This is a genomic window from Nocardioides xinjiangensis (assembly GCF_017916455.1).
Taxonomy (GTDB): domain Bacteria; phylum Actinomycetota; class Actinomycetes; order Propionibacteriales; family Nocardioidaceae; genus Nocardioides; species Nocardioides xinjiangensis.
In genome coordinates, this window is record NZ_JAFMSY010000001.1 from 1218618 (window position 1) to 1244140 (window position 25523).

Annotated in this window: 24 protein-coding genes and 1 pseudogene; 11 read left to right on the forward strand and 14 right to left on the reverse strand. The window is 71.5% G+C overall.

Going from position 1 to position 25523, the window contains the following annotated elements:
- Positions 1-109 precede the first annotated feature (109 nt).
- From J3P38_RS05800 to J3P38_RS05825, 6 genes are all read right to left on the reverse strand, one after another.
- On the reverse strand, positions 110-553 hold the full coding sequence (locus J3P38_RS05800; protein ID WP_210438883.1) for a MarR family winged helix-turn-helix transcriptional regulator: 444 nt from the start codon (positions 551-553) through the stop codon (positions 110-112).
- Positions 550-2145: an MDR family MFS transporter gene (locus tag J3P38_RS05805; protein ID WP_307807741.1), complete on the reverse strand. Its 1596-nt coding sequence runs from the start codon at positions 2143-2145 to the stop codon at positions 550-552. Before J3P38_RS05805 ends, J3P38_RS05800 begins: the two co-directional genes overlap by 4 nt.
- Before the next feature lie 564 nt (positions 2146-2709).
- Complete coding sequence (gene pdxH, locus J3P38_RS05810) at positions 2710-3357, reverse strand: pyridoxamine 5'-phosphate oxidase (RefSeq protein WP_210502945.1); 648 nt, start codon at positions 3355-3357, stop codon at positions 2710-2712.
- A gap of 62 nt (positions 3358-3419) precedes the next feature.
- A complete protein-coding gene (locus J3P38_RS05815) occupies positions 3420-4058 on the reverse strand; it encodes a hypothetical protein (RefSeq protein ID WP_210502946.1) in 639 nt (212 codons plus the stop codon).
- An 86-nt stretch (positions 4059-4144) separates the two neighbouring features.
- Positions 4145-4510: a thiol-disulfide oxidoreductase DCC family protein gene (locus J3P38_RS05820; RefSeq protein WP_210502947.1), complete on the reverse strand. Its 366-nt coding sequence runs from the start codon at positions 4508-4510 to the stop codon at positions 4145-4147.
- A 45-nt stretch (positions 4511-4555) separates the two neighbouring features.
- Positions 4556-5050, reverse strand: a complete 495-nt coding sequence (locus tag J3P38_RS05825) for a GNAT family N-acetyltransferase (protein WP_210438888.1) — start codon at positions 5048-5050, stop codon at positions 4556-4558.
- A gap of 101 nt (positions 5051-5151) precedes the next feature.
- On the opposite strand from J3P38_RS05825, the gene serC reads away from it, so the two are divergent.
- Entirely contained in the window at positions 5152-6285 is a 1134-nt protein-coding gene (gene serC, locus J3P38_RS05830) for a phosphoserine transaminase (protein WP_210502948.1), read from the forward strand.
- 27 nt (positions 6286-6312) lie between these two features.
- On the opposite strand, the gene J3P38_RS05835 is transcribed toward serC, so the two are convergent.
- Genes J3P38_RS05835 through J3P38_RS05845 form a run of 3 tightly spaced genes read right to left on the reverse strand, consistent with a single transcriptional unit; the run spans position 6313 to position 9191 of the window.
- Positions 6313-7308: a DNA topoisomerase IB gene (locus J3P38_RS05835; protein WP_210502949.1), complete on the reverse strand. Its 996-nt coding sequence runs from the start codon at positions 7306-7308 to the stop codon at positions 6313-6315.
- 51 nt (positions 7309-7359) lie between these two features.
- Complete coding sequence (locus tag J3P38_RS05840) at positions 7360-7857, reverse strand: O-acetyl-ADP-ribose deacetylase (RefSeq protein WP_210502950.1); 498 nt, start codon at positions 7855-7857, stop codon at positions 7360-7362.
- Positions 7858-7859: 2 nt separating this feature from the next.
- Complete coding sequence (locus tag J3P38_RS05845) at positions 7860-9191, reverse strand: protealysin inhibitor emfourin (RefSeq protein WP_210502951.1); 1332 nt, start codon at positions 9189-9191, stop codon at positions 7860-7862.
- Between the two features lie 510 nt (positions 9192-9701).
- Between J3P38_RS05845 and typA the strand changes: the two genes are divergently transcribed.
- Positions 9702-11591, forward strand: coding sequence for a translational GTPase TypA (typA, locus tag J3P38_RS05850; RefSeq protein WP_210502952.1), 1890 nt, complete (start codon positions 9702-9704; stop codon positions 11589-11591).
- A gap of 14 nt (positions 11592-11605) precedes the next feature.
- Positions 11606-12256, forward strand: a complete 651-nt coding sequence (locus J3P38_RS05855) for a hypothetical protein (RefSeq protein ID WP_210502953.1) — start codon at positions 11606-11608, stop codon at positions 12254-12256.
- 62 nt (positions 12257-12318) lie between these two features.
- Here the strand turns inward: J3P38_RS05855 and J3P38_RS05860 are convergent, their stop codons facing one another.
- Positions 12319-13662 (reverse strand): MFS transporter, encoded by a 1344-nt coding sequence (locus J3P38_RS05860; RefSeq protein WP_210502954.1) that lies wholly within the window; start codon positions 13660-13662, stop codon positions 12319-12321.
- Positions 13663-13849: 187 nt separating this feature from the next.
- On the opposite strand from J3P38_RS05860, the gene J3P38_RS05865 reads away from it, so the two are divergent.
- On the forward strand, positions 13850-14695 hold the full coding sequence (locus J3P38_RS05865) for a hypothetical protein (RefSeq protein WP_210438896.1): 846 nt from the start codon (positions 13850-13852) through the stop codon (positions 14693-14695).
- Positions 14696-14734: 39 nt separating this feature from the next.
- Positions 14735-15745 carry a TlpA family protein disulfide reductase gene (locus J3P38_RS05870; protein WP_210502955.1) on the forward strand — a complete coding sequence of 337 codons (1011 nt, stop codon included), beginning with the start codon at positions 14735-14737 and terminating at the stop codon, positions 15743-15745.
- 67 nt (positions 15746-15812) lie between these two features.
- Here the strand turns inward: J3P38_RS05870 and J3P38_RS05875 are convergent, their stop codons facing one another.
- Complete coding sequence (locus J3P38_RS05875; protein ID WP_210502956.1) at positions 15813-16451, reverse strand: WbqC family protein; 639 nt, start codon at positions 16449-16451, stop codon at positions 15813-15815.
- Entirely contained in the window at positions 16448-17068 is a 621-nt protein-coding gene (locus J3P38_RS05880) for a PIG-L deacetylase family protein (RefSeq protein ID WP_307807743.1), read from the reverse strand. Before J3P38_RS05880 ends, J3P38_RS05875 begins: the two co-directional genes overlap by 4 nt.
- A 118-nt stretch (positions 17069-17186) precedes the next feature.
- Here J3P38_RS05880 and J3P38_RS05885 point away from each other — a divergent pair, with 118 nt between their 5' ends.
- On the forward strand, positions 17187-18119 hold the full coding sequence (locus tag J3P38_RS05885) for a glycosyltransferase family 2 protein (protein WP_210438900.1): 933 nt from the start codon (positions 17187-17189) through the stop codon (positions 18117-18119).
- On the opposite strand, the pseudogene J3P38_RS05890 reads toward J3P38_RS05885, so the two are convergent.
- Positions 18116-19078 (reverse strand): annotated as a pseudogene (locus J3P38_RS05890) (glycosyltransferase). The gene J3P38_RS05885 and the pseudogene J3P38_RS05890 sit on opposite strands and share 4 nt — an antisense overlap.
- A 24-nt stretch (positions 19079-19102) precedes the next feature.
- Between J3P38_RS05890 and J3P38_RS05900 the strand changes: the two are divergent.
- From J3P38_RS05900 to J3P38_RS18295, 4 genes are all read left to right on the forward strand, one after another.
- A complete protein-coding gene (locus J3P38_RS05900; protein WP_210438902.1) occupies positions 19103-20335 on the forward strand; it encodes a glycosyltransferase family 4 protein in 1233 nt (410 codons plus the stop codon).
- Entirely contained in the window at positions 20332-21417 is a 1086-nt protein-coding gene (locus tag J3P38_RS05905) for a glycosyltransferase family 4 protein (RefSeq protein WP_210502958.1), read from the forward strand. Before J3P38_RS05900 ends, J3P38_RS05905 begins: the two co-directional genes overlap by 4 nt.
- Positions 21414-22412, forward strand: coding sequence for a glycosyltransferase family 2 protein (locus tag J3P38_RS05910; protein WP_210438904.1), 999 nt, complete (start codon positions 21414-21416; stop codon positions 22410-22412). Before J3P38_RS05905 ends, J3P38_RS05910 begins: the two co-directional genes overlap by 4 nt.
- A gap of 188 nt (positions 22413-22600) precedes the next feature.
- Positions 22601-23605 (forward strand): glycosyltransferase, encoded by a 1005-nt coding sequence (locus tag J3P38_RS18295; protein WP_210502959.1) that lies wholly within the window; start codon positions 22601-22603, stop codon positions 23603-23605.
- Here the strand turns inward: J3P38_RS18295 and J3P38_RS05920 are convergent.
- The gene (locus J3P38_RS05920) at positions 23575-24678 is read right to left on the reverse strand and encodes a glycosyltransferase (protein ID WP_210438906.1); all 1104 of its coding nucleotides are present in this window, start codon (positions 24676-24678) and stop codon (positions 23575-23577) included. The genes J3P38_RS18295 and J3P38_RS05920 overlap by 31 nt on opposite strands.
- Positions 24679-24743: 65 nt before the next feature.
- Here J3P38_RS05920 and J3P38_RS05925 point away from each other — a divergent pair, with 65 nt between their 5' ends.
- Positions 24744-25514 carry a class I SAM-dependent methyltransferase gene (locus tag J3P38_RS05925; RefSeq protein ID WP_210438907.1) on the forward strand — a complete coding sequence of 257 codons (771 nt, stop codon included), beginning with the start codon at positions 24744-24746 and terminating at the stop codon, positions 25512-25514.
- The last annotated feature ends 9 nt before the right edge of the window (positions 25515-25523 follow it).

Below are 25523 nucleotides of genomic sequence, written 5' to 3' on the forward strand. Positions count from 1 at the left end.
GCCGCCCGCGGCTCTGCGTCATGCGTTCCGGCACCCATGGGTGCGGGTCCGCATGACGCCGGGCCTCGGGGGCGGCGCCGTCCCCGGGGCGGCGGCGTACCGGCGGAGGTCAGTCGTCGGAGAGGAAGCGGTTGTACTCCGCCAGCTGGTCGGCGAACCGCTCGACCTCCGCGTCCGACCAGCCTGAGAGCCGCTGGTCGAAGCGGTCGCTGCGGCGCCGGCGCATCACCTCGAGCCGCTTGCGGCCCTCCTCGGTCGCGTCGAGCAGGATCGCCCGTCGGTCCTCGGCGTCGGGCCGCCGCTCGACGAGCCCGAGGTCGACCAGCGCCTGCACCTGCCGGCTGACGCCGCCCTTGTCCATCCCGAAGGCGTCGGAGAGGTCGGCGCCGCGCATCGGCCCCTCCTTCGCCAGGTGGGTGAGGATGAGGAACGTCATCGGGTGCAGGTCGGGGTGCACCTCGCGGGCACGCTCGCCCATCACGCGCTTGACGCGGCGGATGAGCGTGCCGACCTCGGACTCGATGCGGCGGAGGTCGTCGTACCGGGCGCTCATGCCTGCGGGGTGGCCGGGGAGATCTCGGCCGCGAGCTCGTCGTCGCGCTTCACCGAGGTGCGCAGCGGCACCTCCTTGATGAGGAGCACCGCGATGAGCGCACCGATCGCGAACGGCAGGGCGACGAGGAAGATGTGCCCGGTCGCGTCGCCGAACGCGCTCTCGAAGACCACGCGGACCGGGGCGGGCAGGTCGGAGACGTCCGGGATGCCGCCGGTGTCGTGCGAGACCGCCGCGGCGTACTCCGGGTGGGTGGCGAGCAGCTTCGTCAGACCGGACTCGACGGCGTCGGCGACCTGGTGGGCCAGCACGGCCCCGAGCGCGGCGATGCCGATGGAGCCACCGAGGGAGCGGAAGAACGCGACGACCGACGAGCCGGCGCCCATGTCGGCCAGGGCGATGGTGTTTTGCACGGCCAGGACGAGGTTCTGCATCGTGGCGCCGAGGCCCAGGCCGAGGACCGCCATGAAGAGACCGGTGCGCCACAGCGGGGTGTCCGCGTCGATCGTGGCAAGCAACCCGATCCCGGCGATGACGGCGACCATGCCGCCGACGAGCCAGCGCTTCCACAAGCCCGTGTCGGAGATGACGCGGCCGCTCACGATGCTCGAGACGAGCAGTCCGCCGACCATGCAGATCGACATCAGGCCGGCCTCCGTCGGGCTCATGTCCTTGGCGCGCTGGAAGTACAGGCTCAGGTAGACCGTCGAGCCGAACATCGCGACCCCGATGAGCACCGACGCGATCGTGGCAAGGGTGAGGGTGCGCTCACGGAACAGGCGCAGCGGGATCACCGGGTCGACGGCGACGTTGGCCTCGACGTGGACGGCCAGGGCGGTCACGACCACCGCGGCGACCAGCAGGGCGCCGCTGGTCCAGGAGACCCAGTCGAAGTTCTGGCCACCGAGGGACATCCAGATCAGGAGGATCGAGACGCCCCCGACGAGCAGGAAGGCGCCGAGGTAGTCGATGGACACCTCGCGCTTGACGACCGGCAGGTGCAGGGTGCGCTGCAGCACGACGAAGGCGAGGGCGGCGACGGGCAGTCCGGCGAAGAAGCACCAGCGCCAGCCCACCGTGTCGACGAGCACGCCGCCGATGAGCGGGCCGCTCACGGTCGCGAGGGCGAAGACGGCTCCGATGTAGCCGCTGTAGCGGCCGCGCTCGCGCGGCGAGACCATCGTGGCGATGACGACCTGGACCAGTGCGGTCAGGCCGCCGACGCCGAGGCCCTGCACGACGCGCGCGCCGATCAGCACCTCCATCGACGGCGCGAAGCCGGCGATCAGGGAGCCGACGGAGAAGATCACCAGCGCGGACTGCACGAGGGTCTTCTTGTTGAACATGTCGGCGAGCTTGCCCCAGATCGGGGTGGTCGCGGTCATCGCGAGCATCGTCGCGACGACGACCCAGGTGTAGCCGGTCTGGCTGCCCTTCAGGTCGTCGACGATGGTCGGCAGCGCGTTGCTGACGATCGTGCTGGAGAGCATCGCGACGAACATCGCGAGGAGCAGCCCGCTGAGTGCTTCGAGCACCTCGCGGTGGGTCATCTGCCCGGACGGCGCAGGGCTGACGGTGGGAGCTTGGGTCACTACGTGCCTTCGATTCTGGTTGCTTACCGCAATAGTTGTTGTACACAACCATAGGCGCGACTCATGCCTGCGCCAAGTCGGTACCCACATGAGGTGGCACACACCGGCTCGGCCGGGGCGGCGGTCGGCGTTGGGGAGCGGTCGGGCCGGTGGGCAGGGGCGGCTGCGTCATGCGAAGGCGTACGCATGGGTGCGGGTCCGCATGACGTACGACGGCGGCGTCATGCGGACCCGGACATGCAGCGACCCGCAGGCCTGCTGCTCCTGGTGGAGGAGCCCCGGAGGATGACGCCGGGAGCCTGCGGGTCGGGTGGCTGCAGTGGATTCGCCGGCAGCTGTCGGCGGACCGGGCTGCCTAGCGGGCAGCCACCTCACTCATCCGAAAAGAACTCATTCTTCGGATCACCTCCCTTCTGTGTGCTTCGAGCGTACGTCGGCGCCGGACCCCGCTCAACGCATTTCCGCACGCCTGGACTTCTCGGGGGTTGTGCGAACTTCTGGGGGCGTGCAGACCACCGGAAGTTCGCAATCCCCCGCTTGAGCGGGGGATTCGAAATACAACCTCTACGGAGCCAGGCGCTCGATCGCCCAGCCGGCGCCGGCGCGGCGGTAGACGAGGCGGTCGTGCATCCGGCTGCGCCGCCCCTGCCAGAACTCCAGCACGTCCGGCACCACGCGGTAGCCGCCCCACTCGGGCGGGACGGGGACCTCGCCGGCCCGGTCGTCGCCGCCGAAGCGCTCCTCGGCGCGGGCGAAGGCCTCCGCGAGCGCCGAGCGGGAGGCGACCGGTCGTGACTGCGCCGAGGCCCAGGCGCCGAGCTGCGCCCCGCGCGGGCGCGAGTGGAAGTAGGCCGCCACCTCCTCCGCGCCCAGCGGCGATGCCGTCCCCTCGACGCGCACCTGCCGCTCGAGCGGGTGCCAGGGGAAGAGCAGCGCGCAGTGCGGGTTCGCGGCGAGCTCGGTGCCCTTGCGCGAGGCCTGGTTGGTGAAGAACACGAAACCGTCGGGACCGACGCCCTTGAGCAGCACCATCCGGCTCGACGGACGTCCCTCGGGTGTCGCCGTGGCGAGGACCATCGCGTTGGGCTCGTGCAGGCCGGCGTCGACCGACTGCTGCAGCCAGCGCTCGAACATCTCGATCGGGTCGTTGGTCAGGTCGGGCAGGTCGAGGCCTCCCCGGCCGTACTCCTCGCGCAGTCCGGACAGGTCCATGCCGCGACACTAGAACGGGATCGCAACGTGCGACCGCGCGCGGCGCGTCCACCGCGGACGGCTCAGCCGGCCGCCGCCGGCACCTGGGCGGCGTACCACGACGTCCTGCCCCTCGCCCCCTTGCGGGTCAGCGAGATGTGCATGTGGTCGCGGTGCCGCAGGGTCGGCGAGCACGTCCGCCGGCTGCGGCAGCCGGAGCTGAGGTAGCGCTCGGCGACGAAGCCGTCGTACGAGGCGTAGATCCGGTCGTCCCAGATGATGTACATGATCCCCATCCGGCGGGCCAGCGCGTGCGTCTGACCGGTGTCGTCGGGCGCGAAGACCTCGTCGAGGAGCGCCGCCGCCAGCGCCTTGTCCGCGGGGTCGCGGGCGTCGAGCAGCCAGTCGAAGGCACGCGCCTCCTTGTGCTCGCTCGTGGACGAACCCGCGCACGACCGGCTGATCGGACCGTAGCCACCGCCGCGCGCGACGAGCCAATCCGCCAGCGCGAGCACGCCCGCCCGCGGGCTGTGCCGGCACGTCGTCTGCGGCTGGTAGCCGGCGTACGGCTCCACCGGCTGGAGGTACGGCGCCGAAGGCGTGACGGTGCCGCGGCGAACCGGCTCCTGGGCGCTCGCGACCGCGGGCCCGCTCGGCAGCAGCGCCACCAGCAGGGCGGCGGTCCCCACGACCCGTGCGACGACACCCCTCGTGGCTCGCATCGCGACGCCCCACCTCTTCCTCCGACCACACGTGCCCGGCGACCGTACGAGGTCCCGGGAGCGCGGGTCAGGGGTTCAGCCGAACATCAGCGCTGTAGTTCGCAGGCCGGCGTGCCACCCGGGAGGCGGGCCCGGTTGGCGGCCACCCAGTGGTACGCGCGACGGGCGAGCGGGTCGACCGGCCAGACCGTCATCAGACGGCCGACGAGCCGCCAGGGCGCCGGGCCGGTGCGGAGTATCGCCGCGAAGGCACGGTGGCCGTAGTCCACCCGGCCGTCGGGATGGACGTACGGCATCTCGACCACGGCTCGCTCGGGGTCGACCCCCAGCGCAGCGAGGTCCGCGGCCTGGACGGTGGAGCTGTCGACGTCGACGCCGAGTCGCGGGACCAGCCGCGCGGTGCGCATGCAGAAGCCGCAGTCGGCGTCGTTGAGCATGAGTCCCCGGGCCATGGTCACCACGCTACGCCGCCGCGCTGCGCCTCGTCGCCGGCACCGTCAGATCCGGCGACCGAAGGTACGGCTCAGCGGGGCGTCGGCGTAGAAGCCGAAGGCGGGCACCGGCTCGTAGCCGGACGAGAGGTAGAGCGCGATGGCCTCGGGCTGCTTGGTGCCCGTCTCGAGGACGAGCGCCTCGATCCCGGCGGCGGCAGCGGTCGCCTCGAGGTGGGCCAGCATCCGCCGCGCGAGGCCGCGCCGCTGCGCGGCGGGCACGACGTACATCCGCTTGACCTCGGCGGTGACCTCCGCTCCCAGCGCCCGGACCGGGCTGCGCCGCCAGGCACCGGTGGCGACGGGCGCGCCGTCGAGGTAGCCGACGAAGAACTGGCCGACCGGGTCCTCGAAGTCCGCCGGGTCGACCGGCGACTCGTCGCGGCCGCCGTAGCGGGCGACGTACTCCTCCTGCACGGCCTCGACCAGCAGCTGCGCGTCGGGATGGGTGATCGGCAGCCGTTCGATCCGGAGGTCGGCTGCGACCCTGGCGTTGCTCATCCTTCGTCCCCCTCGGACAGCGGGCTCCTGCGGGTGCCACAATAGGGACCGCTGACAGCGTCGTCAGGACCACCCTTCCGCACCCCACGTGAGGTTCCTCCATGACCGACGCCTCGACCGACGCCCTGCAGATCCCCGCCGAGCTCCTTCCGGCCGACGGCCGCTTCGGCGCCGGACCGTCGAAGATTCAGACCAGCCACCTCGACGCGCTCGCCGCGACGGGCTCGTCGCTGATGGGGACCTCCCACCGGCAGGCGCCGGTGAAGAAGACCGTCGGCCGCGTCCGCGAGGGCCTGACCGCGCTCTTCGAGGTGCCGGAGGGCTACGAGGTGGTGCTGGGCAACGGCGGGGCGACCGCCTTCTGGGACATCGCCTGCTTCGGCCTCATCCGCGAGAGGAGCCAGCACCTCTCCTTCGGCGAGTTCTCCTCGAAGTTCGCCACGTCGGCGAAGAAGGCGCCGTGGCTCGCCGACCCGTCGGTCATCGCCAGCGACCCGGGATCGCGTCCCGAGCCGGTGGCCGAGGAGGGCGTCGACGCCTACGCCTGGGCGCACAACGAGACCTCGACCGCGGTGATGGCTCCCGTACGCCGCCCGGTGGGCGTGGACGACGACGCCCTGGTGCTCGTCGACGCCACGTCGGGCGCCGGCGGCCTGCCCGTCGACCTCGACCAGGTCGACGCCTACTACTTCGCGCCGCAGAAGTGCTTCGCCTCCGACGGAGGCCTGTGGGTGGCGCTCATGTCGCCGCGCGCCCTCGCGCGGGCCGAGGAGATCGCCGCGAGCGACCGCTACGTGCCGCCGTTCTTCGACCTGCCGACCGCGATCGACAACTCCTCGAAGAACCAGACCTACAACACCCCGTCGGTCGCCACCCTCTTCCTGATGGCGGAGCAGCTCGACTGGATGAACGGCCAGGGCGGCCTCGAGGGGATGGTCGCACGCACCACCGCCTCCTCCGACGCGCTCTACGGATGGGCCGAGCGCACGGCGTACACCACGCCGTACGTCGCGGACCCGGCCGACCGCTCGCTCGTCATCGGCACCATCGACTTCGACGACGCCATCGACGCCGCCGCGGTGGCCGCCACCCTGCGCGCCAACGGCATCGTCGACACCGAGCCCTACCGCAAGCTCGGCCGCAACCAGCTCCGCATCGCGATGTACCCCGCGGTCGACCCGGCCGACGTCGAGCAGCTCACCCGGGCGATCGACTTCGTCGTCGAGAACAGCTGACCGCCCGCGACGCCGAGCGGGTCGTGCTCAGGCCGCGAGGAGCTTGAGCACGGCTCGCTCGAGGGCCGCCTGCCGCGCGTCGGCGGACTCGTACGACGTCCTGACCTTGATCGTCCGGCCGCGCTCGTAGGCCTCCACGACCCGCGGGTCGACGTACGACGACCGGGCCAGGGTCGGCGTGTTGCCGAGGAACTCCGAGACCTCCTTCATCGCCCCCGAGACGGCGCGCTTGCGCGAGGCCTTGGTCGTGCCCGGCTCGGAGGTCTCGGCTAGGGCCGCCGCGGCGATGACGGTGGCGTGCCACGTGCGGAAGTCCTTGGCCGTCGCCTCGATGCCGAAGCAGCTGCGGATGTAGTCGTTGACCTCGGCGGCCGAGAGGTCACGCCAGGTCTTGCCGTCCTTCCAGGCCAGCAGCTCGTCGCCGCCCCCGCGACGGCGCCGCATGACGTCGAGCGACTCCACGGCGGCGGGGTCGTCGATGTCGATGCAGTGCTCGACGCCCGACTTGCCGACGAAGCAGAACCGCATGCCGCCGCGGTGGCGCGAGACGTGCTCCTTGCGCAGCGTGGTGAGGCCGAACGACCCGTTGGTGTCGGTGTAGACGTCGTTGCCGATGCGGAAGTAGCCCAGGTCGAGGAGACGGACCGCCACCGCGCAGGCGCGCTCCTTGGACATGCCTTCGGCGCCGATGTCGGCCAGCACCCGCTCGCGAGCCTTGGACAGCGCCTTGCCGAAGCCGAGGATCCGGTCGAACTTGGCCGCGTCGCGGCTGCTGCGCCACTGCGGGTGGTAGAGGTACTGGCGCCGACCGGCGTCGTCGGTGCCGACCGCCTGCAGGTGGCCGTTGGGGTACGGCGTGATCCAGACGTCCTTCCACGCCGGCGGGATGACCAGGTCCTTGCAGCGCTGCACCTCCTCGGCACCGAGGCGCTGGCCGTGCTCGTCGAGGTAGACGAAGCCCTTGCCGGACCGGCGGCGGGTCCAGCCGGGCTGGTCGGGGAACGTACGCCTCAGTCGCGGCATGCGGCGAACCTAGCGAACGCTTCACAGGTGTCCGGCCACCCGCAGGGATGGCTAGGCCCCCAGCGCGGCTGCCACCTCGTCGAAGGCGGCCCGGCCGAAGGCGACGATGCGGGCCTCCTCCACCGACGTGCGCGTCGAGCGCAGGGTCTCGACCGCCGCGGCGATGGCGTCCTCCCGCGGCCATCCGTAGATGCCGGCGCTCACGAGGGGAAAGGCCACCGTGCGGGCGCCGAGCTCGTCGGCCACGGCCAGCGCGTTGGCGTAGCACGAGACCAGCAGCGACCGGTCGCGCTCGCCGCGGCGCCAGTTGGGGCCCACGACGTGGATCACCCAGGTCGCCGGCATGGCGCCCGCGGTGGTCCACCCGGCGGCGCCGGTGGCGAGGCCGTCGGGGAAGCGCCGGCGGCAGTCCTCGAGCACCGCCGGCCCGCCCGCCGCGTGGATGGCGCCGTCGACGCCTCCGCCGCCGCGCATGGCCTGGTTGGCGGCGTTGACGACGGCGTCGACCTGCTGGGTGGTGATGTCGCCCTCGACGACCGTGACCCGCACGCTCAGACCTCCGTCGTGCCGGACCCGAGGATGCGCCGGGCGAGCTCGGCCTGGCTTCCGGTCAGCAGGTGCTCGGGCACCCGCACCGGGGCACCGCCGTCGACGGTGAACGTGTAGACGAACATGTCGGGCTTCGGCGGTGCGTCGTGCGTCGGCGACGACAGCACCGCCTGCTGGACGAGGTCGCCCAGGTCGGGGTCGTCGGTGGCGAGGTCGACCTCGGCGGACTCGGTGCGGCCGGCGAAGCCGCCGCTGCGCTCGACGCGCAACCGGCCGCGGGGCTGCGGGTGGACCGCGCGCTGCCCGCCACGGCGGCCCGGCTCCACCCCGACCCGGGCCCACGCCTCCTGCACGGCGTCCGCGTGGCTCCCGGCGGCCGCGACCGTGGCGGCGGCGAAGGCCGCGAAGTCGGCATCGGGCGGGACGTCGCCACCGGTGAGCGCGGCGTACCAGATGCGTCCGGCCCCCTCGACCGCCGTGCCGCCGATGGCCACGGCCGCGAGCTGGAACGCCTTGTTGGGGATGCCGGAGTTGAGGTGGACGCCGCCGTTGTCGGCCGTGGTGTCGACGTAGTCGTCCATGTGGCCGACCTGCGGGTCGGTGCCGACCTCCGGGTCGTCGTAGGCGGTGCCGGGAGCCGCCATGTCGCGCAGGGCCCGGGCCCGGACGGCCGGCGTGAAGATGCCCTCGCCGATGAGCCAGTCGCCGTCGGCGGCCTGCTGCCCGAGCAGACGCTGCTTGAGGCACGAGGCGAAAGCGTCGGCCACCGACTCGTTGAGCGCGCCGGACTGGCCGCTGTAGGCGAGGTCGGCGGTGTGCTCGACGACGGCGTGGGCGAACTCGTGGGCCAGCACGTCGACGGGCTTGGTGAACCGCTCGAACACCCGGCCGTCACCGTCGCCGAAGACCAGCTGGGTGCCGTCCCAGAAGGCGTTGTTGTAGCTCGAGCCGTAGTGCACGGTGAGGCTGACCGGTGCGCCCGCGTCGTCGTGCGAGTCGCGGCCGAGCACGTCGGCGAACATCGCGAGGGTCGCCGTGATCCCGTCGGCGGCCTCGTCGACGGCGACGTCGCCGGTCTCCGGCTCGCCCGCGCGGCGGACCGGCGTGCCGGGGAGCGAGGTGCCCGAGCCGGCGTCGTGGACGGTCCACGCGGGACCTCCGGCGGTGGGCACGGCGGTGGTGCGGGCGGCGCGTTGCGCGCGCGCCCGCCGCAGCGCCTCGTCACGCTCGACCTGCTGCGGCCCGTCGACGAGCTCGGCGAGCCAGGGAGGGATGAAGGCACACCGACGCGGAGGGTCGTGAGGAGCAGCCGTACGGAGGTCCCGAGAGGTCATGGGACAGGTCTACCCGCCTGCTCCGACAGCGGGAAGGGCCTGGGGGGCGGATCGGCCGGGCGGGTGGCGGCGGGTTCCGGGCGGGCAGAACCTGCACCACGCACCGCTGGTGCGGTGACGCCGCCCGCGGCGGTGCGTGAGACACGTTCCCCGCCAGCAGAACCTGCACCACGCACCGCTGGTCCGGTGGCAGGGCCCGCCGCGGTGCGTGAGACACGCTCCCCGCCGGCAGAACCTGCACCACGCACCGCTGGTCCGGCAACGCCGCCCTGCGGTGCGTCAGGCAAGTTTCGCACCTCCAGAACCTGCACCACGCACCGCTGGCCCAGCAACGCCGCCCGCGGCGGTGCGTGAGACACCTTCCCCGCCGGCAGAACCTGCACCACGCACCGCCCGGCCGGTCGTCACGAAATCTGGATCTCGGGGCCCGCGCACTAGACTCGGCACGCTGCGGCCGTGCTGGCCGCGCCCGGCCGCTGGCCGCTCGTTCTCCGCCCGGAAGGCTCCTGCATGTCCACCCAGTCCCGATCCGACCTGCGCAACGTCGCGATCGTCGCCCACGTCGACCACGGCAAGACGACGCTGGTCGACGCGATGCTCCGCCAGGCCGGCGCGTTCACCGCGCACCAGGCCGAGAGCGTGGCCGACCGGGTCATGGACTCCGGCGACCTCGAGCGCGAGAAGGGCATCACGATCCTCGCGAAGAACACCGCCGTCCACTACACCGGCCCGTCTGCGCCCGAAGGCATGACGATCAACATCATCGACACCCCGGGCCACGCCGACTTCGGCGGCGAGGTCGAGCGCGGCCTGTCGATGGTCGACGGCATCGTCCTGCTCGTCGACGCGTCCGAGGGCCCGCTGCCGCAGACCCGCTTCGTGCTGCGCAAGGCGCTGAACGCCGACATGCCGGTGATCCTGGTCGTCAACAAGACCGACCGCGGCGACGCCCGCATCAGCGAGGTCGTCGACGAGTCCTACGAGCTCTTCATGGACCTCCTGGACGACAGCCACAGCCAGGACGCGCTCGACTTCCCGGTCGTCTACGCCTCGGGCAAGGCCGGCATCGCCTCGCTCGAGCAGCCGGAGAACGGCTCCATGCCCGAGGGCTCGGACCTCGAGCCGCTCTTCAAGACGATCCTCGAGACCATCCCCGCGCCGCAGTACGACGACGAGGCGCCGCTGCAGGCCCACGTCACCAACCTCGACAGCTCGCCGTTCCTCGGCCGCCTCGCGCTGCTGCGCATCCACCAGGGCACGCTCAAGAAGGGCCAGACCGTGGCCTGGATGCGCCGCGACGGCGAGGTCAAGAACGTCCGCATCACCGAGCTGCTCGTCACCGAGGGCCTCGAGCGCAAGCCCGGCGAGTCCGCCGGCCCCGGCGACATCGTCGCCATCGCCGGCATCCCCGACATCACGATCGGCGAGACCCTGGCCGACGCCGAGAACCCGGTCGCCCTGCCGCTGATCCACGTCGACGAGCCGGCCATCTCGATGACCATCGGCACCAACACCTCGCCGCTCGTCGGCAAGGTGAAGGGCTCCAAGGTCACCGCCCGCCTGGTCAAGGACCGCCTCGACTCCGAGCTCATCGGCAACGTGTCGCTGCGCATCCTGCCCACCGAGCGTCCCGACGCCTGGGAGGTGCAGGGCCGCGGCGAGCTCGCGCTCGCGATCCTCGTGGAGCAGATGCGGCGCGAGGGCTTCGAGCTCACGGTCGGCAAGCCGCAGGTCGTCACCCGCGAGATCGACGGCAAGCTGCACGAGCCCTTCGAGCGCCTCACCATCGACGCCCCCGAGGAGTACCTCGGCACCATCACCGAGCTCCTCGCCGTCCGCAAGGGGCGCATGGAGGGCATGACCAACCACGGCACCGGCTGGGTGCGGATGGAGTTCGTCGTCCCGGCGCGCGGCCTGATCGGCTTCCGCACCGACTTCCTCACCGAGACCCGCGGCACCGGCATCGCCCACCACATCTCCGAGGGCTACTTCCCCTGGGCCGGAGAGATCCGCTCGCGCAACAACGGCTCGCTGGTGGCCGACCGCGCCGGCGCCGCGACGGCGTACGCCATGACGTCGCTGCAGGAGCGCGGCGTGCTCTTCGTCGAGCCGGCCACCGAGGTCTACGAGGGCATGATCGTCGGCGAGAACTCGCGCGCCGACGACATGGACGTCAACATCACCAAGGAGAAGCAGCAGACCAACATCCGGTCCGCGACCTCCGACAACTTCGAGAAACTGATCCCGCCGAAGAGGCTCAGTCTCGAGCAGTGCCTGGAGTTCTGCCGCGAGGACGAGTGCGTCGAGGTCACGCCGGAGATGGTGCGCATCCGCAAGGTCGTGCTCGACGCCAACGCCCGCGCCAAGACGGCCTCCCGGGCGCGCAAGGCCAACAAGTAGCCCGGACGGTCCCGATGCCCTGCTCCTCCCCCGACCCCCGGCTCGCCGAGCAGCTGGCGGGCTGGCTGGAGGACCTCGGCCTGGCCGACCAGCTGGCCGCGGCGGGCCTGCCGACGTACGTCCGCGACGCCGGCGGCGTGCGGTGGACCGACCCGGCCAGCGGCGACCCTCTGGGGCCCGACCGACTGGTGGAGCTCGACCGGCTGCTGCGCGCACAGGGCGACGACCCGGCGCACGCCGTCCCCGTCGCCCTGGTGCAGCTGCGGCGGGAGACCCGCCTGCGGCAGTCGCTGCTCGAGCACGGGTCGCTGGACTACGCAGGCGTCGCCGCGCTGCGCGGCACCTCGGAGAACGCCGCACGGTTCGCGCTGCACAAGGCTGCCGGTCGGCGAGCCGTCCTGCTCGTCCAGCACGAGGGGGCCACGCTGGTGCCGTCCTTCCAGCTCGACGAGGCCGGGGAGGTGCGCCACGAGCTGCTCGCGGTGCTGGAGACCCTCCTGGCCGCCGGGCTGGACCCGTGGCGCGCGTGGATCTGGCTCACCTCGCCCGCCGCGCTGCTCGGCGGCGCCGTGCCGCACGAGGCGGCACGCGATCCCGAGGAGCTGCCGGTCGTGCAGCGGGCGGCGGTGGCGCTGGCCGAGCGCGCCCGCGCCCCCCAGCGCTGAGCCGGCCGCCGGCACGTACGAGGTGACCGCGGGCGGTCCGGCGGCACTGACCGCCGCTCGGCTCAGGCCCGGGCGGAGCGCAACGTCGGCGCCAGCACCACGAGGCCGAGCAGCGGGAGGACCGCGAGCACGAGCACCGCGCCGGCCATGCCGATCGGCCCGCTCAGCCCGGCGACCACGGCCGAGCCGACGCTGCCACCGATGAGGAAGAGCAGCGTCGAGACGCCCAGGGCGACGCCGCGCACGTCCTCGTGGACGGCGTCACCGACCACCGCGCTCAACGCCGGCTGTCCGAGACCGAAGGCGAACGTCACCCCGATGATCGCGACGACCAGGACCGGTGCGCTCGACCAGTGGGCGCCGGCGGTGGCGACCAGCAGCGCCCCCGAGGCGACGAGGCCGGCGACGGCCAGCGCGCGGCCCGGACCGATCCGGGTCAGCATGGGTCCCGTCACCTGCGGGACGGCGAGCGCCACCGCGGCGCTCGGGACCATCGCGAGGCCGACCTGCCAGGCCTCCCAGCCCTCCCCCAGGAGGATCGCGGGCAGGGCGATGAGCAGGGCGAACCACGATGCCGGCACCGCGGACGCGGCGACGGCGCTGCGCACCACCGTCCCGTTGCGGATCACCTCGACCGGCAGGAAGCCGTCGGGGCGCCGGCGTACGGTGGCGCGCACGGCGGGCACGCCCACCACGAGGAGGACCGCGCCGATCCCGGCGACGAGGAGTCCGGCGGACGGCGACTGGACGAGCAGGACCATCCCGGCGGCGGTGAGGGCGACGACGACGGCTCCCACGATGTCGAGCCGGGCACCACTGCCTCCTGTGGGCAGGGCGCGCCACAGCAAAGGTACGACGAGGGCGCCGAGGATCGGCAGCGCCATCACCGCGCGCCAGCCGAACGCCGCCTCGACCAGCCCACCGATCAGCGGACCGAGGCAGCTGACCGCCGCGGCGACCCCGGCCAGCCGTCCGAACGCGAGGCCGCGGACCTCGCCGGTGTACCTGGCCGACAGGACGGCGACGCCGAGCGTCGGGACGGCGGCGGCGCCTGCGCCCTGGACGATCCGGGCGACGAGCAGGACCTCGAACGTCGGCGCGAGCGCGGCGACCAGCGCGCCGACCGACATGAGCACCAGCCCGGCGAGCAGTGGGCGGCGCACGCCGACCAGGTCGGAGATGCGGCCGTAGAGGGCGGTGGTCACCGCGAGCATCAGCACGTACAGGCTGATGACCCAGGCCGCGAGGCCGGCGCTCACCTCGAGGTCGTCGGCGAGCAGCGCGAGCGCGACGGCAGCGCTCGACGAGCCCATGCCGGCGAGGCCGAAGAGGAGGCCGAGCAGCACGGAGACCCGGCGCGAGTCGTCAGCGTGGTCGGTGGCCGGGTTCCGGGCGGTGGAGGTCATCAGGGAGCGACAACAGCCTGCGGCGCCGGCTTGTTCCCCTCGCGCGAGGCAGCACGGGTGACGAGCGGCGACCGACGCCGGGGCGCGGCGCACTCGGGCGACGTGGTCAAGGCTCCGCGGGAGGCCCATGACCAACGTCTGTCTAAACTTCAACGGTTCCGGTAGTCCACCCGTCAGAGGTTGTCTCATGCCCCCCTCGGTCCGCAACGGCAGCGTCGCTTCCCAGTCCGGGCTCCCCCGCCGCACCGTGGTTCGCGCCGGCGCATGGACTGTCCCGGTCGTCACTGTTGCGACGGCCGCGCCGTCGTTCGCCGCGTCGCCGTGCGCCACGGACTACTCCTACCTGCTCGACTGGGGGTCGAGCACGTCGAGCTTCAGCCGCGGCATCGGCGGCACCGCTGCAGCGGCGACGGCGACGACCACCTCCGGCGCGGGAGGCCAGTCGGTCCGCGTGGAGTTCGCCAGCGCTCTCATCGGCACGGTCGCCAATGGCTACACCCTCGACCCGACGTACAACCTGTCCGTGCCCGGTCCGAGCGGCGGCGGTACCGCGCCGAACGTCACCAACCTCGGGAACCTCACGCCGGGCGGCGCAGAGCGTGGGCTGTGCCTCCAGCACTCGACCAGCACGACGGCCTCGGTGAACGCGACGACGGGCAACCCCGACCGCGGCCAACGCCTGACCATCAGCTTCCCTCGTGCGGTCTCCAACCTGTCGTTCTGGCTCGTCGACATCGACAGCACGAGCACCGGCTACTGGGACCGTGTCCGGTTCACCACGGTTGCGCCCACTCCCAGCGAACCGAGCCCCAACATCAACGGCACCGGCTTCGGAACCTCGCCCTTCCGATACGGCACGGCACAGTCCAACAGCAACATCGACGAGAACAGCGCGGGCGCGCGCGTACGCGTGTCGTTCGGCGGCCCGGTCTCCACGCTCGTCCTGGAGTACTGGAACGCCGCGTACAGCAGCGGCAGCAGCATCCAGCGCCTCTTCCTGAGCGACCTGAGCTTCACCGCGAAGGGTTGCTAGGCCCGGACACCCAGGCGTGGCCGCTCCTATCCTTGTGACATGTCGTCGGCACCGCTCCCTGCCCTCGTCGTCGCGCTGACGCTGGTGGCGGTCCTGGCGACGAGCGGGGCCGCGAAGCTGCGTGACCGCCGTGCCACCCGCGACGCCTTCACCGCGCTGCGGGTGCCGGGGGTCGTGCCCGCCGACGCAGCGGCAACGGTGCTGCCGTGGGCCGAGCTCGCCCTCGCGGTCGCGCTGGTGCTGGCGCCGGACGGGTGGCTGACGGTGGCTGCGGCGGCCGTGCTCGCGCTGATGCTGGCCTACACCGCCCTCGTGGCGCGGGCCCTGCGCTTCGAGGAACCGGTCACGTGCTCCTGCTTCGGCAGCCTGGGACGGCACGACGTCGACCGCACGACCGTGGCCCGCAACCTCCTGCTGTCCGCGCTGGCGGCGGCCCTCCTCGCATCCTCGCTCGACGGCGGCTCCGTGGTCGCTGCCCTCGGTGCCCTCGACCGTGACGGGTGGTGGGCGCTGCTGGCCACCCTCGCTGCAGCCGCCGTGGCCGTGCTCGTGGTCGGCGGTCCGGGCTGGTCCCGGTCGCCGGCGGCGGACGACGACCTGCTCGACTACGAGAGGCAGGCCGTCCCCTACGGCTCGCTCACGCTCCGCGACGGACGTACGGCGTCGCTCCTCGAGCTGAGCGCGACCCAGGCCCGACTGTTGGTGGTCCTGACCCCGGGGTGCGGCCCCTGCGTGCGGACGGCCGAGAGGCTCGACGCCTGGGCCGCCCGGCTGGGACCGGCGGTGGGGGTGCTCGCTGTCTACCCGGACGAGCAGTCCGCTGAGGCGGCCGTCGGACACGCTCCGGAGCTGGCCGCGTGGGAGCCGGAGCTCAACGTGCGCCGGTTGTTCTCCGTCGGCGCGCCGGCCGCGGTCCTGCTCGGCGCCGACGGCTACCTCGCCGGCGGTCCGGTGGCCGGCGAGGAGGGCGTGGCCGACTTCGTCGAGGAGGTGCTGGCGGCCCTCGCCGACCAGCCCGATCCCACAGGTGACGCCCCAGCCCACCTCTGAGCCGCCTATTGAGCCCCCCACGTCATCGGCCGCGGCACGAGCTGCTCCGACCCCAGCCCGACAGCGGTCAGGAGGTCCGAAGGACCACGGCCATCGGATCCGCCTCGTCCATGAGGACGGTGACGATCGAGTCGCCGGTCGTGGGCTGGTGGTCCGACCAGTACAGCTCCAGGCCTGCCTCACGGAACCGGGCCTCCGGGTCGTCGCCCATGTAGGCCCGAGCGCCCGGGCCGGCCAGGTAGGCCGATCCGCCCACCATCCGCACCTGCTCGACGAGGCGCTCGGCCGCCGCCTCCTTCGGGGGCTCCGTGATGAGCAGGGGCGTGTCGATCCCCAGCATCTCGCGCACCACCTCGATCATCGCCGTGTTTACCTCGTGGAGCAGGTGGCCCTGGCAGGCACGGATCCTCTCGACGAGCTCGACGCCACGGCTCTGGAAGTAGGTCGCACCGGCGTAACGCCCGCGGATGACGTCGGTGATCCGCTGCTGCCAACCCTCGGCCACCTCCACGGTGTTGATCGGCACCAGCGCCGGCTTGCCGACCAGCTGGTGGGAGCACCAGGCGTCGCGCATGGTGACCCGCCGCTGGTAGCCGTGCTTCTGGAACTGGTCGTGCACCGAGAGGATGAAGGCGTCGGAGGTCGCCATCTTGAACCAGAAGCCGGAGTAGGGCAGCAGGTCCGGCTGATGGATGGTGACCTTCACCGGCGGACCTGCCGCACGAGGGCGTACTGCTCGGCGAACTCGACCTTGCGCATGTGACCGACCGTTGCGGCGATCTCCTTGATGCTGTTCATCGGGTGCGGGCCGCCCGGGTTCTCGGAGACGTACGCGGCGCATGCCGCCGCCTTGAGGTCCGCCTGCTCCTCCGTGAGGGCCTCGAAGACGTTCCACCGGAGGTCCGAGGGGTAGAGGTTCACGTCGTAGACGGCGATGTCGTAGACCAGCACGCTGTTGGGCACCCAGTGACCGAGCGACATCGAGAGCCGCGCGGAACGCATTCCTGCTTCGTAGACACCGATGTGGTCCTGGTGCAACGACGGGAAGGGGAGGTAGACCTCTTCGGGTTCCACCTCTGCCATGACGAGGTCGAGCTGATGGACCAGGTCGGACATGTGCTGCTGGGTCGTGCCGTCGACGAAGTCGAGGCAGCGCGAATCCGTGACCCCTAGGACGTCCATCGCCTCTGCGTGCTCCCGGCGTCGGGTGTCACCGCTTTGCGTCACCACCACCACGGTGGACTCCTGGGGGAACTTGGCCAGCAGCCCTCCGCACCCGAGGGACTCGTCGTCCATGTGCGGAGCAACGATGAGACGTCGCACAGTGATCGTTCCTCCATCGGGGGCTCGGCGGCGAGGGCGCCGGTTGCGTCCAGTCGTGGTCGCGAGTCGCGGACAGGGTAGCGGCGATCACGAGCACGCCGTTGCCTACGATCGAGCCATGCCAGGTGACCCTTCGGTGTCGATTGTCGTCCCGAGTCGCGGCGGGGCGGGACATCTCCCGAGGCTGTTCGAGGCACTGGCTCGTCAGTCCCTGGACGACTGGGAGGCCGTGGTGGTCCTCGACGGTGACGTGGACGACTCCTCTGCGGTCGTCAGGCTCGCTGCGAAGGAGCTGCCGGTGCGCCTCGTGGTGTTCGACGACAACCAGGGACGCCCGGCTGCCCTCAACGCCGGCTTCCGGGCCGCCAAGGGCGACGTGCTGGTGCGCTGCGACGACGACATGGTCCCGGGCCCCAACTACGTCGAGAACCATGCGCGAGCGCACGAGGAAAGGGACGTGGGGGTGGTGGGTCTCGTCCGCAACGTCTACCCGGACACCTCGTACGCCCGCGCCTACGGTCGAGCGTGGGACGCGCGGTACCGACGCGACGCCTACCGGGTCGACCCCGCGGAGACCTGGCGGTACTGGGCCGGGAACTGCTCGGTCACGCGGCGGTTGTGGGAGAGGGTGGGCCCGTACGACACCGCGTTCCGGTCGTATGGGTGGGAGGACGTCGACTGGGGCTACCGGCTGTCCCGCACGGGCGTCCCGATCGTGCTCGACCCGAGGCTGGAGACCGAGCACAGGGGCCCGGCTGCTACGACGGCGGCGCGCGCCCAGCGGGCGTTCTACGCCGGCGCCGCCAAGCGGCGCTTCGACTCCAAGCACGGCATGGTGCCGGCCAGCGGTACCCAGCGCTCGGCCTGGCGGAGCGCGGTGATGGGCTTGCAGCTGGGTCTCGACGAGAAGCGGGTCACCCGCCTCGGTCGTGCGGTCGACCGCGCCGCCATGTTCCTGCCGCGACCGCTTGCCCACAAGGCCGTGGCGCTCGTGGTCGAGGCGTCGAGCGAGGCGGGCCAGCGGATCAGCGCCGCCGGCGACGCGATCTAGACACGCGACCCGGGTGGGCCACCTACGCCTGCGGTGTCCTGCGGAACCTGTGCCTCGCCCCGGGCAGTGTGGTCGGCGAGGCGAGGGTGGAGCCGGGCGTAGCGGTCGAGACGCTCCGTGATCCAGCACCACCGCCGTACGTGGGTCCTCAGCTCCCAGACCTCCTCCTCGAGCTGGTTCCGGTACGTGAACAGGCTCTCCGCGTGGTCCGCGAAGAACTCGACGTTGTTGCGGAACACGACCGCCTGCGCGGCGGCAGTCTTCCCCGGGTCCTCGGCGATCCTCGTCGTCAGCGAGTCGCTGCGGATGCGGTAGTGGAAGAGGATCTCGTTCAGCCTGACGACTCCGCGCGGCAGCGAGGTCACCCGCAACCAGAAGTCCCAGTCCTCGAGCCCGAGCGCGGCGTCCTCGTTGAGACCCCCGACGCGCTCCCAGTCCCCGCGCCGGAACATCGCCGAGGCGAAGATGACGTTGCCGCGCGCCATCTCCTCGGGCGAGTAGTCCGGAAGGTCCCACGTCCCGGTCCGACCGTCGAAGAACTCGGCGCGGCAGTACACGACGCCGACATCGGCGCGGCCCTGCATCACGTCGACGGCCCGGCGCACGTAGTCGGGGTGGATCCGGTCGTCGGCGCTCAGCGGCAGCACGTAGGCACCCCGTGCCGCGGCGACGCCCGCGTTCAGCGCTGACGGGCAGCCAGCGTTCTGCTTACGGATGACGCGGGTACGCGGCTACCGCGCGTGGTCGAGCACTCGCCGGGTGGCGACGTCCGTCGACCCGTCGTCGACCACGACCACCTCCACGTCGGCGTACGTCTGGTTCAGCGCCGAACGCACCGCCTCCTCGACGTACGCGCCCAGGTTGTAACAGGGCACGACGATGCTGACGAGCGTCACTGCTTCTACTCCCCCATGCTTGCCGATGGGCGCGAGCGTGTGCCTCCACCCGCATAGGATCATCACACCATCAGCGCAAGGAGGGCGATGAGCGAACCGGGGCCAGTCGACGTCGCGGTCTTCGTACCAGGCCTGGACTCGGGCGGGGGAGCCGAGAAGACGGCCCTGGTGACCGCCCGGGCTCTCGCCGACGCGGGACTGACGGTGACCTGCTTCACCGACTCGCGGGTCTCCCCCGGTCACCTGCGCGAGCACTTCGGAGTCGACATGGGGAACGTGCAGCTGGAGCAGCTGCCGTCACCTCGCGTGCACCGTCGCCTTCCTCGCGCCGTGCGGGACCTGGTTCGCGACGTCGCACACGTGAAGGCGATGCGCGCGCGTGTCCCCGGGTTGTTCATCAACATGAAGTTCAAGAGCGAGCTCCCCGGCATCGGCGACCGCAGCTGGTACTACACCCACTTCCCGCACGTCCTGCACCTGCCGACGCGATCGGGCGCACACGCCTTCTACCTGCGACTGGTCGCCGCCGCGCGGCACAGGCTGCTGCTCCGGGGCGCGTCCCGGTTCATCGACACCTACGAGGTCGTCCTGGCCAACTCCGAGTTCACCCGGGAACACGTCCACCGCCGCTGGAACGTCGACGCCATCACCCTCCACCCACCGTGCGCGCAGCTCACAGGCGCCGCGGCGGCGGATCGCGCGAAGACGATCCTCAACGTCGGCCGCTTCCAAGCCGACGGGCCGAACATCCCGCACAAACGACAGGATGTGCTGGTGCAGACGCTCGCCGACATGCCCGACCTGGCTGCCGACGGCTGGTCGCTGCACCTCGTCGGCGCCGTCGGGACGAGCGCGGCGGACCGCGCCTACCTCGAGCACGTCCGCACCATGGCCCACGGCTTGCCCGTCTCACTCCATCCCAACGCCTCCCACGAGCTGCTGAGCGAGCTCTCGGCCCACGCGCGCCTCTACTGGCACGCGCAGGGATACGGCACTGACAGCGACCGGCACCCGGAGGCGCAGGAGCACTTCGGGATCTCCACCGTCGAAGCGATGTCAGCCGGCATCGTGCCCCTCGTCTACGCCACCGCGGGTCCGGCCGAGGTCGTGCAGGACGAGCCCGACCTGACGTGGCGCACCCCTGCGGAGCTGGCGGCCAAGACGCGAGCACTCCTCGACCCCGAACGATGGACGAGCTGGCACGAGCGTTGTCGCCGACGGGCCGAGGAGTTCTCGACCGACGCGTTCTCGGGATGCCTGCGCGAGCTCTACGCGAGCCGCGTCGGTCCGCTCCCGGCGCACCGGCGAGGTGGAGGATGACCCGCGCCCTGATCCTGGCCGAACGCAACTTCGACACCTGGCACCAGCAGTACCTGCGTGGCGAGGCGATCGCCCCTCTGCCCTACGGACTGGAAGCGCTCGAGCGCCACGGCTTCCAGCTCGAGTGGGCACGCCGTCAGGAGGCGGCGCCATGGCGCAAGCCGCGTGACGTGTTCGAGCACCGCACCGGGATCCCTGTCGAGCGCGCGATCCGCGGAGCGAGGCTGGCAGCCGAGGCCGACGTCGTGATCGCGCTGCTGGAGCAGCAGGGCTACGCGGTGGGACGGGCGAAGCGCTGGAGCATTCCTCCGTACGCGCGCACGCCCCTGGTCATCTGGACCTGCTGGTTGGCAGACGAGCTCGTCACCGCGACGCCGCGCCGCCGCTCGTGGCTGCTGCGCAATGTCGCCGCCGCCGACCTGATCACCTACTTCGGACCATCGGGAGCCGACGTCCTGGCTGACATGGGGTTCAGCGCCGAGCGCATCCTGGAGCTGACCTGGGGCGTGACGACCGCGTTCTATGCACCGGGCGACCGGGCCCGTGACATCCAGGTGCTGGCAGTGGGGCAGGACCGTGGCCGGGACTACGGCTCCCTCCTGGCCGCGTTCGAGGCCCTCGACTTCCCTCTCGACCTGGTGTGCAAGCCGGAGAACATCGCGGGACTCAGGGTCCCGGCGAACGTCCGGCTGCACGGGACCGTCGGCATGGCTGAGTACCGCGCGCTGCTGCAGCGTGCGCAGGTGGTCGCAGTCCCGACCCATGAGCTCGTCTACCCCACCGGCTCGAGCGTGGCCCTCGAGGCCGCCTCCACCGGCTGCGCGGTCGTGGCCACCGCGACCCCGGGGCTGAGCGCCTACTTCGACGACGGCGTCGACGGCCGCCTGGTGCCGCGCGGGGACGTCGACGGCTGGCGGCGGGTGCTGCGCGAGCTCGTCACCGACGAACCCCAACGTGAACGCCTGGGCGCCGCCGCGCGGGAGCGGGTGGTCCGGCGCAACAGCTCGGAGGTCATGTGGCGTGAGCTCGCGCAGGCACTCGACGAGCGCGGACTCACCACGACGTCCAGGACCGCCACGTGACCGGGCCCGCGACGAGCGCGCCCGCCACCGAGGTGACGGTCATCGTGGTCAGCTACAACCACCGGGACTACGTGGCGGAGGCACTGGACTCGATCGCCGCCCAGACCTTCCCGCCGCGCCGGATCGTCGTCGTCGACGACGCCTCGACGGACGACTCGACCGAGGTGATCGACCGGTGGATCGAGGGGCACGCCCACCTCGACGTCCACACGATGTTCCACCGGTCGAACACAGGCCTGTGCACCAGCCTCAACGAGGCTCTCGCCGATGTCGACACCCCGCTCTACACCTACCTCTCGGCCGACGATCGCATGCTCCCCCACCGTCTCCAGGCGCAGCTCGACCGATGGGAGCAACGCGACTCGCCCTCCTGCGCGGTCTACTCGAACGCCCTGCGCATCGACGAGCACGGCCAGCCCCTGGCTCCGGACTACGGGACGCTCAACGACTGGGAACGCGTCACGTCGTTCGAGGGCCGGCTGCACACGGAGCTCTTGAAGCACAACTGGATCCCTGCGGCGTCCGTGCTGCTCGACACGCGAGCGGTACGACGTGTCGGCGCGTACAACGACGAATGGTTCTACGAGGACCACGACCTGTGGCTACGGCTCGCGGCCACTGGCGACGACATCCTGTGCGTGGACCAGCCGCTGGTGGCGGTCCGGGAGCTCCGCACCTCCCTGGGCAGCACACACTTCGGTGCCGACAAGCCGCTCCACCTCGCCGCTCGGCTGGGCATCCTCCTGGACCAGTGCGGCGTGTCGGACGCCGGCGACGCCTACATCCGGGACACCGCGCCGCACCTGGCTCTCATGCTCTGGCGCACGGGAGAGCGCCCCGACCTCGTCGCCCGAGCACTTGCCCTCCCCGGAGTGTCCTCGAGCCCACGGTGGCAGGTCCGGGCGCTTCTCCTGCGCCTGGGGTTCGCGCAGGAGCCGCGGCTCCTACGACGGGCGACGGCCGGCGTACGACGGCGACGGGAACTGGGAGGATGAGCGGGGTCGGGGTCCAGGGCTGGCCGGGCGGGTGCGAGCGCGTCGTGTTCTTCGCGCCGCGGACACCGGAGACGAGCGGCGGCGCCAAGGTGGTGCACACCTTGTCCGCCGCCCTCGTCGCGAGCGGGGTTCCGGTCGAGCACATCTCGCTCCGACCCGGGAGCCGGGCCGCCCAGTTCCCGACCCACGTGGTCGACGCCCACCCGGAGCGCCAGCGGCGGTCGTCGTTCCGGATGTCGCAGGGCTGGCGCAACCGCGCACGCGGGCTCGTCGAGGTCGTGGTGAAGCGCGTTGACCGGGTACGCAACCGAGCCCGCCTGCGCCGCCTGCTCCAGCGTTACGGCAGCGAGACGGCGCTGGTCTTCTCGCACGTCAGCACGAAGATCGCCGCCGACGAGACGGGTTGGAAGCGCGACGGCAGCGGCCCTCTGCTCGTCGGTCAGCACCATTCCCAGTTCGAGAGCATCGACCTCGAGCCGTGGCTGCGAGGCGCCATAGCAGACCACTTCCAGGACCTCGACGTGTTCATGGCGCTGACGGAGGCCGACGCCGCGCGGTTCCAGGAGATGCTGCGGCCGCGATGCGTGGCGATGCCCAACCCGGTAGAGCCCTCCGAGGTCGCACCGCGGACCAGGCGACCGACCGCCGTCGCGATCAGCCGCTTGTCGGGCGAGAAGGCCGTGGACGTGATGGTGAGGTGCTTCGCTGCAGCCACCCGCGACGATGCACTGGGTGACTGGCAGCTGGACATCTACGGCGAAGGGGACCAGCTCGACGTGGTGAGGTCTGCGATCCACGACTCGGGATGCACGAGGATCCGGCTGGCCGGGCACTGCGACGACCCCTACGAGGTGCTGGCGGAGGCTTCGGTGCTCCTGATGACGTCATGGATGGAAGGTCTGCCGATGTCCATCCTCGAAGCGGCTGTCATGGGGGTCCCCGCGATCGCGTTCGACTGCTCTCCTGGCGTCCGTTCGCTCGTCGGTGAGGACCGTGGCTACCTCGTCCCGCCGGGCGATGAGGGGGAGTTCACGCGCGTGCTCCATTCCGCCCTGCAGTCGCCCGACGAGCTCGCACGACGAGGCGAGGCCGCGCGAGCGCGAGCCGGCGAGTTCCTTCCCGGGCCGGTGCTCGAAGCCTGGGGACGGGCCTTGACGTCGTGCTACGAGCTGCGCGATGAGCGGTGCGACTGAGCCGGGGCCAGGCGGTCGATCGCGCGACGAGCAGTCGCTCGCGACGCGACGCGGAGGCGGTTCCACGGGTCGGTCGCGGGAGCATGCGCTTGATAGTGGCTCAGCACGACACTCTCTCGGATCATCGACCCGGAACCGGGAGCGAGTATCTGGTCGAACGCCGCCTCCAAGCCGGCGCGTGACTGCGCGACGTTGTAGTGATCGGCGACGAAGCGCGCGGCTGCGCTCGTGCGCTCGTCGAACTGCGCTCGGTCGTCGCTGAACCACCGCATGGCCTCGAGGGTCCGTGCCGCGGCCTGGACACAGTCGGACTCGGGAACCGGAGACGAGTGCTCCTCGAGCATGTACTCCTTCGCGCCGTCCCCGGTGAACCCGACCACGTAGCATCCAGCTGCCATGGCCTCCGCACCGGGCAGCCCGAAACCCTCCCTCTCGCCGCCGAACAGGAAGATCGCAGCGGTCCCCAACGCACGCGCCACCTCGGCCTGTGACATCTTGTCGATCAGCACGATCTCCCAGCCGTCGAGGCGGCCCGAGCGCCGCAGCAGGTGCACCGTGGCCAGCAGGTCCTCCCGGCGGCGCCTCGGCATGAGGGCGATCTGCGGTCGCTTCTCGCGCGGGACGAAGTAGTCCTCGATCTCCAGCGGCACGTGGTGGATCGGGAAGTCGGCGGGACAGGCAGCCCTCAAGAAGGCGTCGATCGACGTCGACGTCGCGATCGCCGCGGTGGCATCGGGCCACCCCGGATAGTCACCGCGCTCGTCGACGAGGAAGTCCGACGAAGCGAAGATGAAGTCGACCCCCTGGCACAGGACGACGAACGGGTTGCCCTCGGCGAGGAAGTTCCAACGACCGACCTCGGACATCACCAGGACGTCACCGGGATCGAACCGCAGGCGCAGACCGGTGTCGACGGGAGCATCCGAGCGCCACGAGTCGAAGGAGAAGCCGGGAGCTCCGTGCCACACACGAGCGTCGTGACCCAACGCCCGGAGGTTCTCGACGAAGCGGTAGATCACCTTGATCCCACCGCTGGGGGCGGCCAGGTCGGGCGCCATGACACGAACAACCACACGCCGACCCTAGTAGGTGCGCGCGATCGGGGAACCGCGGTCCGGGCTGCACCTAGCATGTAGCCATGAGCGAGCCGGTACCCCCACACGCGGTCTACACCGACGAGGAGGTGGTGGCCTTCTACTCACGCTTCGAGGAGCAGCGGCCCGCGGAGCTGGCGTGGGTCCAGGAGAACCGGGAGCTCCTGGGCGAGTCCAGGGTCCTCGACCTGGGTGTGGGGGCCGGCCGTACGACGCCCCTGCTCATGCCGTTGAGCAGGACCTACGTGGGTGTCGACTACTCACCCCCGCTCGTCCACGCCGCTCGCGAACGCTTCCCGGATGCCGACCTGCGCGTCGGCGACGCGCGGTCCATGCCGTGGATCGAACCGGCGTCGATCGACGTGGTGGTCTTCTCCTTCAACGGCATCGACACCATGGGGAGCGACGACCGCGCCCTGGTCCTCGCGGAGGTCTTCCGCGTGCTGCGTCCGGGGGGATGGTTCCTGTTCTCGTCGCACAACCAGGACGCACACGGCTACCGGCGGCTCGCCCGCTTCGAGCGACCGCGCCTGAGCCGCGTGTGGTTGAAGCGCACGGCCCGCCGCCTCAGCGCCCTGGCCCGACACGCGCGCATGCGACGCGACGAGGTGTTTGGGGATGGCTGGTCGATCATCAACGACGAGGCGCACGACTACCGGCTGATGCACTTCTACGCCACCAAGGAGTACCAGGAGCAAGCCCTGGCCGGGGCCGGCTTCGAGCTGGCGCAGGTGTACCGCCAAGATGGTCGTCACTGGACCGGGCCCGACACGGAGTCCCTCGACCTGCACTACTGGTGCTGGAAGCGGGGCTGAGTCCGCTGA

Coding starts and splice junctions, on each gene's coding strand:
- J3P38_RS05800 (WP_210438883.1), bottom strand. CDS start 553: ATGAGCGCCCGGTACGACGACCTCCGCCGCATCGAGTCCGAGGTCGGC.
- pdxH (WP_210502945.1), bottom strand. CDS start 3,357: ATGGACCTGTCCGGACTGCGCGAGGAGTACGGCCGGGGAGGCCTCGAC.
- J3P38_RS05815 (WP_210502946.1), bottom strand. CDS start 4,058: ATGCGAGCCACGAGGGGTGTCGTCGCACGGGTCGTGGGGACCGCCGCC.
- J3P38_RS05820 (WP_210502947.1), bottom strand. CDS start 4,510: ATGGCCCGGGGACTCATGCTCAACGACGCCGACTGCGGCTTCTGCATG.
- J3P38_RS05825 (WP_210438888.1), bottom strand. CDS start 5,050: ATGAGCAACGCCAGGGTCGCAGCCGACCTCCGGATCGAACGGCTGCCG.
- serC (WP_210502948.1), top strand. CDS start 5,152: ATGACCGACGCCTCGACCGACGCCCTGCAGATCCCCGCCGAGCTCCTT.
- J3P38_RS05835 (WP_210502949.1), bottom strand. CDS start 7,308: ATGCCGCGACTGAGGCGTACGTTCCCCGACCAGCCCGGCTGGACCCGC.
- J3P38_RS05845 (WP_210502951.1), bottom strand. CDS start 9,191: ATGACCTCTCGGGACCTCCGTACGGCTGCTCCTCACGACCCTCCGCGT.
- typA (WP_210502952.1), top strand. CDS start 9,702: ATGTCCACCCAGTCCCGATCCGACCTGCGCAACGTCGCGATCGTCGCC.
- J3P38_RS05855 (WP_210502953.1), top strand. CDS start 11,606: ATGCCCTGCTCCTCCCCCGACCCCCGGCTCGCCGAGCAGCTGGCGGGC.
- J3P38_RS05860 (WP_210502954.1), bottom strand. CDS start 13,662: ATGACCTCCACCGCCCGGAACCCGGCCACCGACCACGCTGACGACTCG.
- J3P38_RS05865 (WP_210438896.1), top strand. CDS start 13,850: ATGCCCCCCTCGGTCCGCAACGGCAGCGTCGCTTCCCAGTCCGGGCTC.
- J3P38_RS05870 (WP_210502955.1), top strand. CDS start 14,735: ATGTCGTCGGCACCGCTCCCTGCCCTCGTCGTCGCGCTGACGCTGGTG.
- J3P38_RS05885 (WP_210438900.1), top strand. CDS start 17,187: ATGCCAGGTGACCCTTCGGTGTCGATTGTCGTCCCGAGTCGCGGCGGG.
- J3P38_RS05900 (WP_210438902.1), top strand. CDS start 19,103: ATGAGCGAACCGGGGCCAGTCGACGTCGCGGTCTTCGTACCAGGCCTG.
- J3P38_RS05905 (WP_210502958.1), top strand. CDS start 20,332: ATGACCCGCGCCCTGATCCTGGCCGAACGCAACTTCGACACCTGGCAC.
- J3P38_RS05925 (WP_210438907.1), top strand. CDS start 24,744: ATGAGCGAGCCGGTACCCCCACACGCGGTCTACACCGACGAGGAGGTG.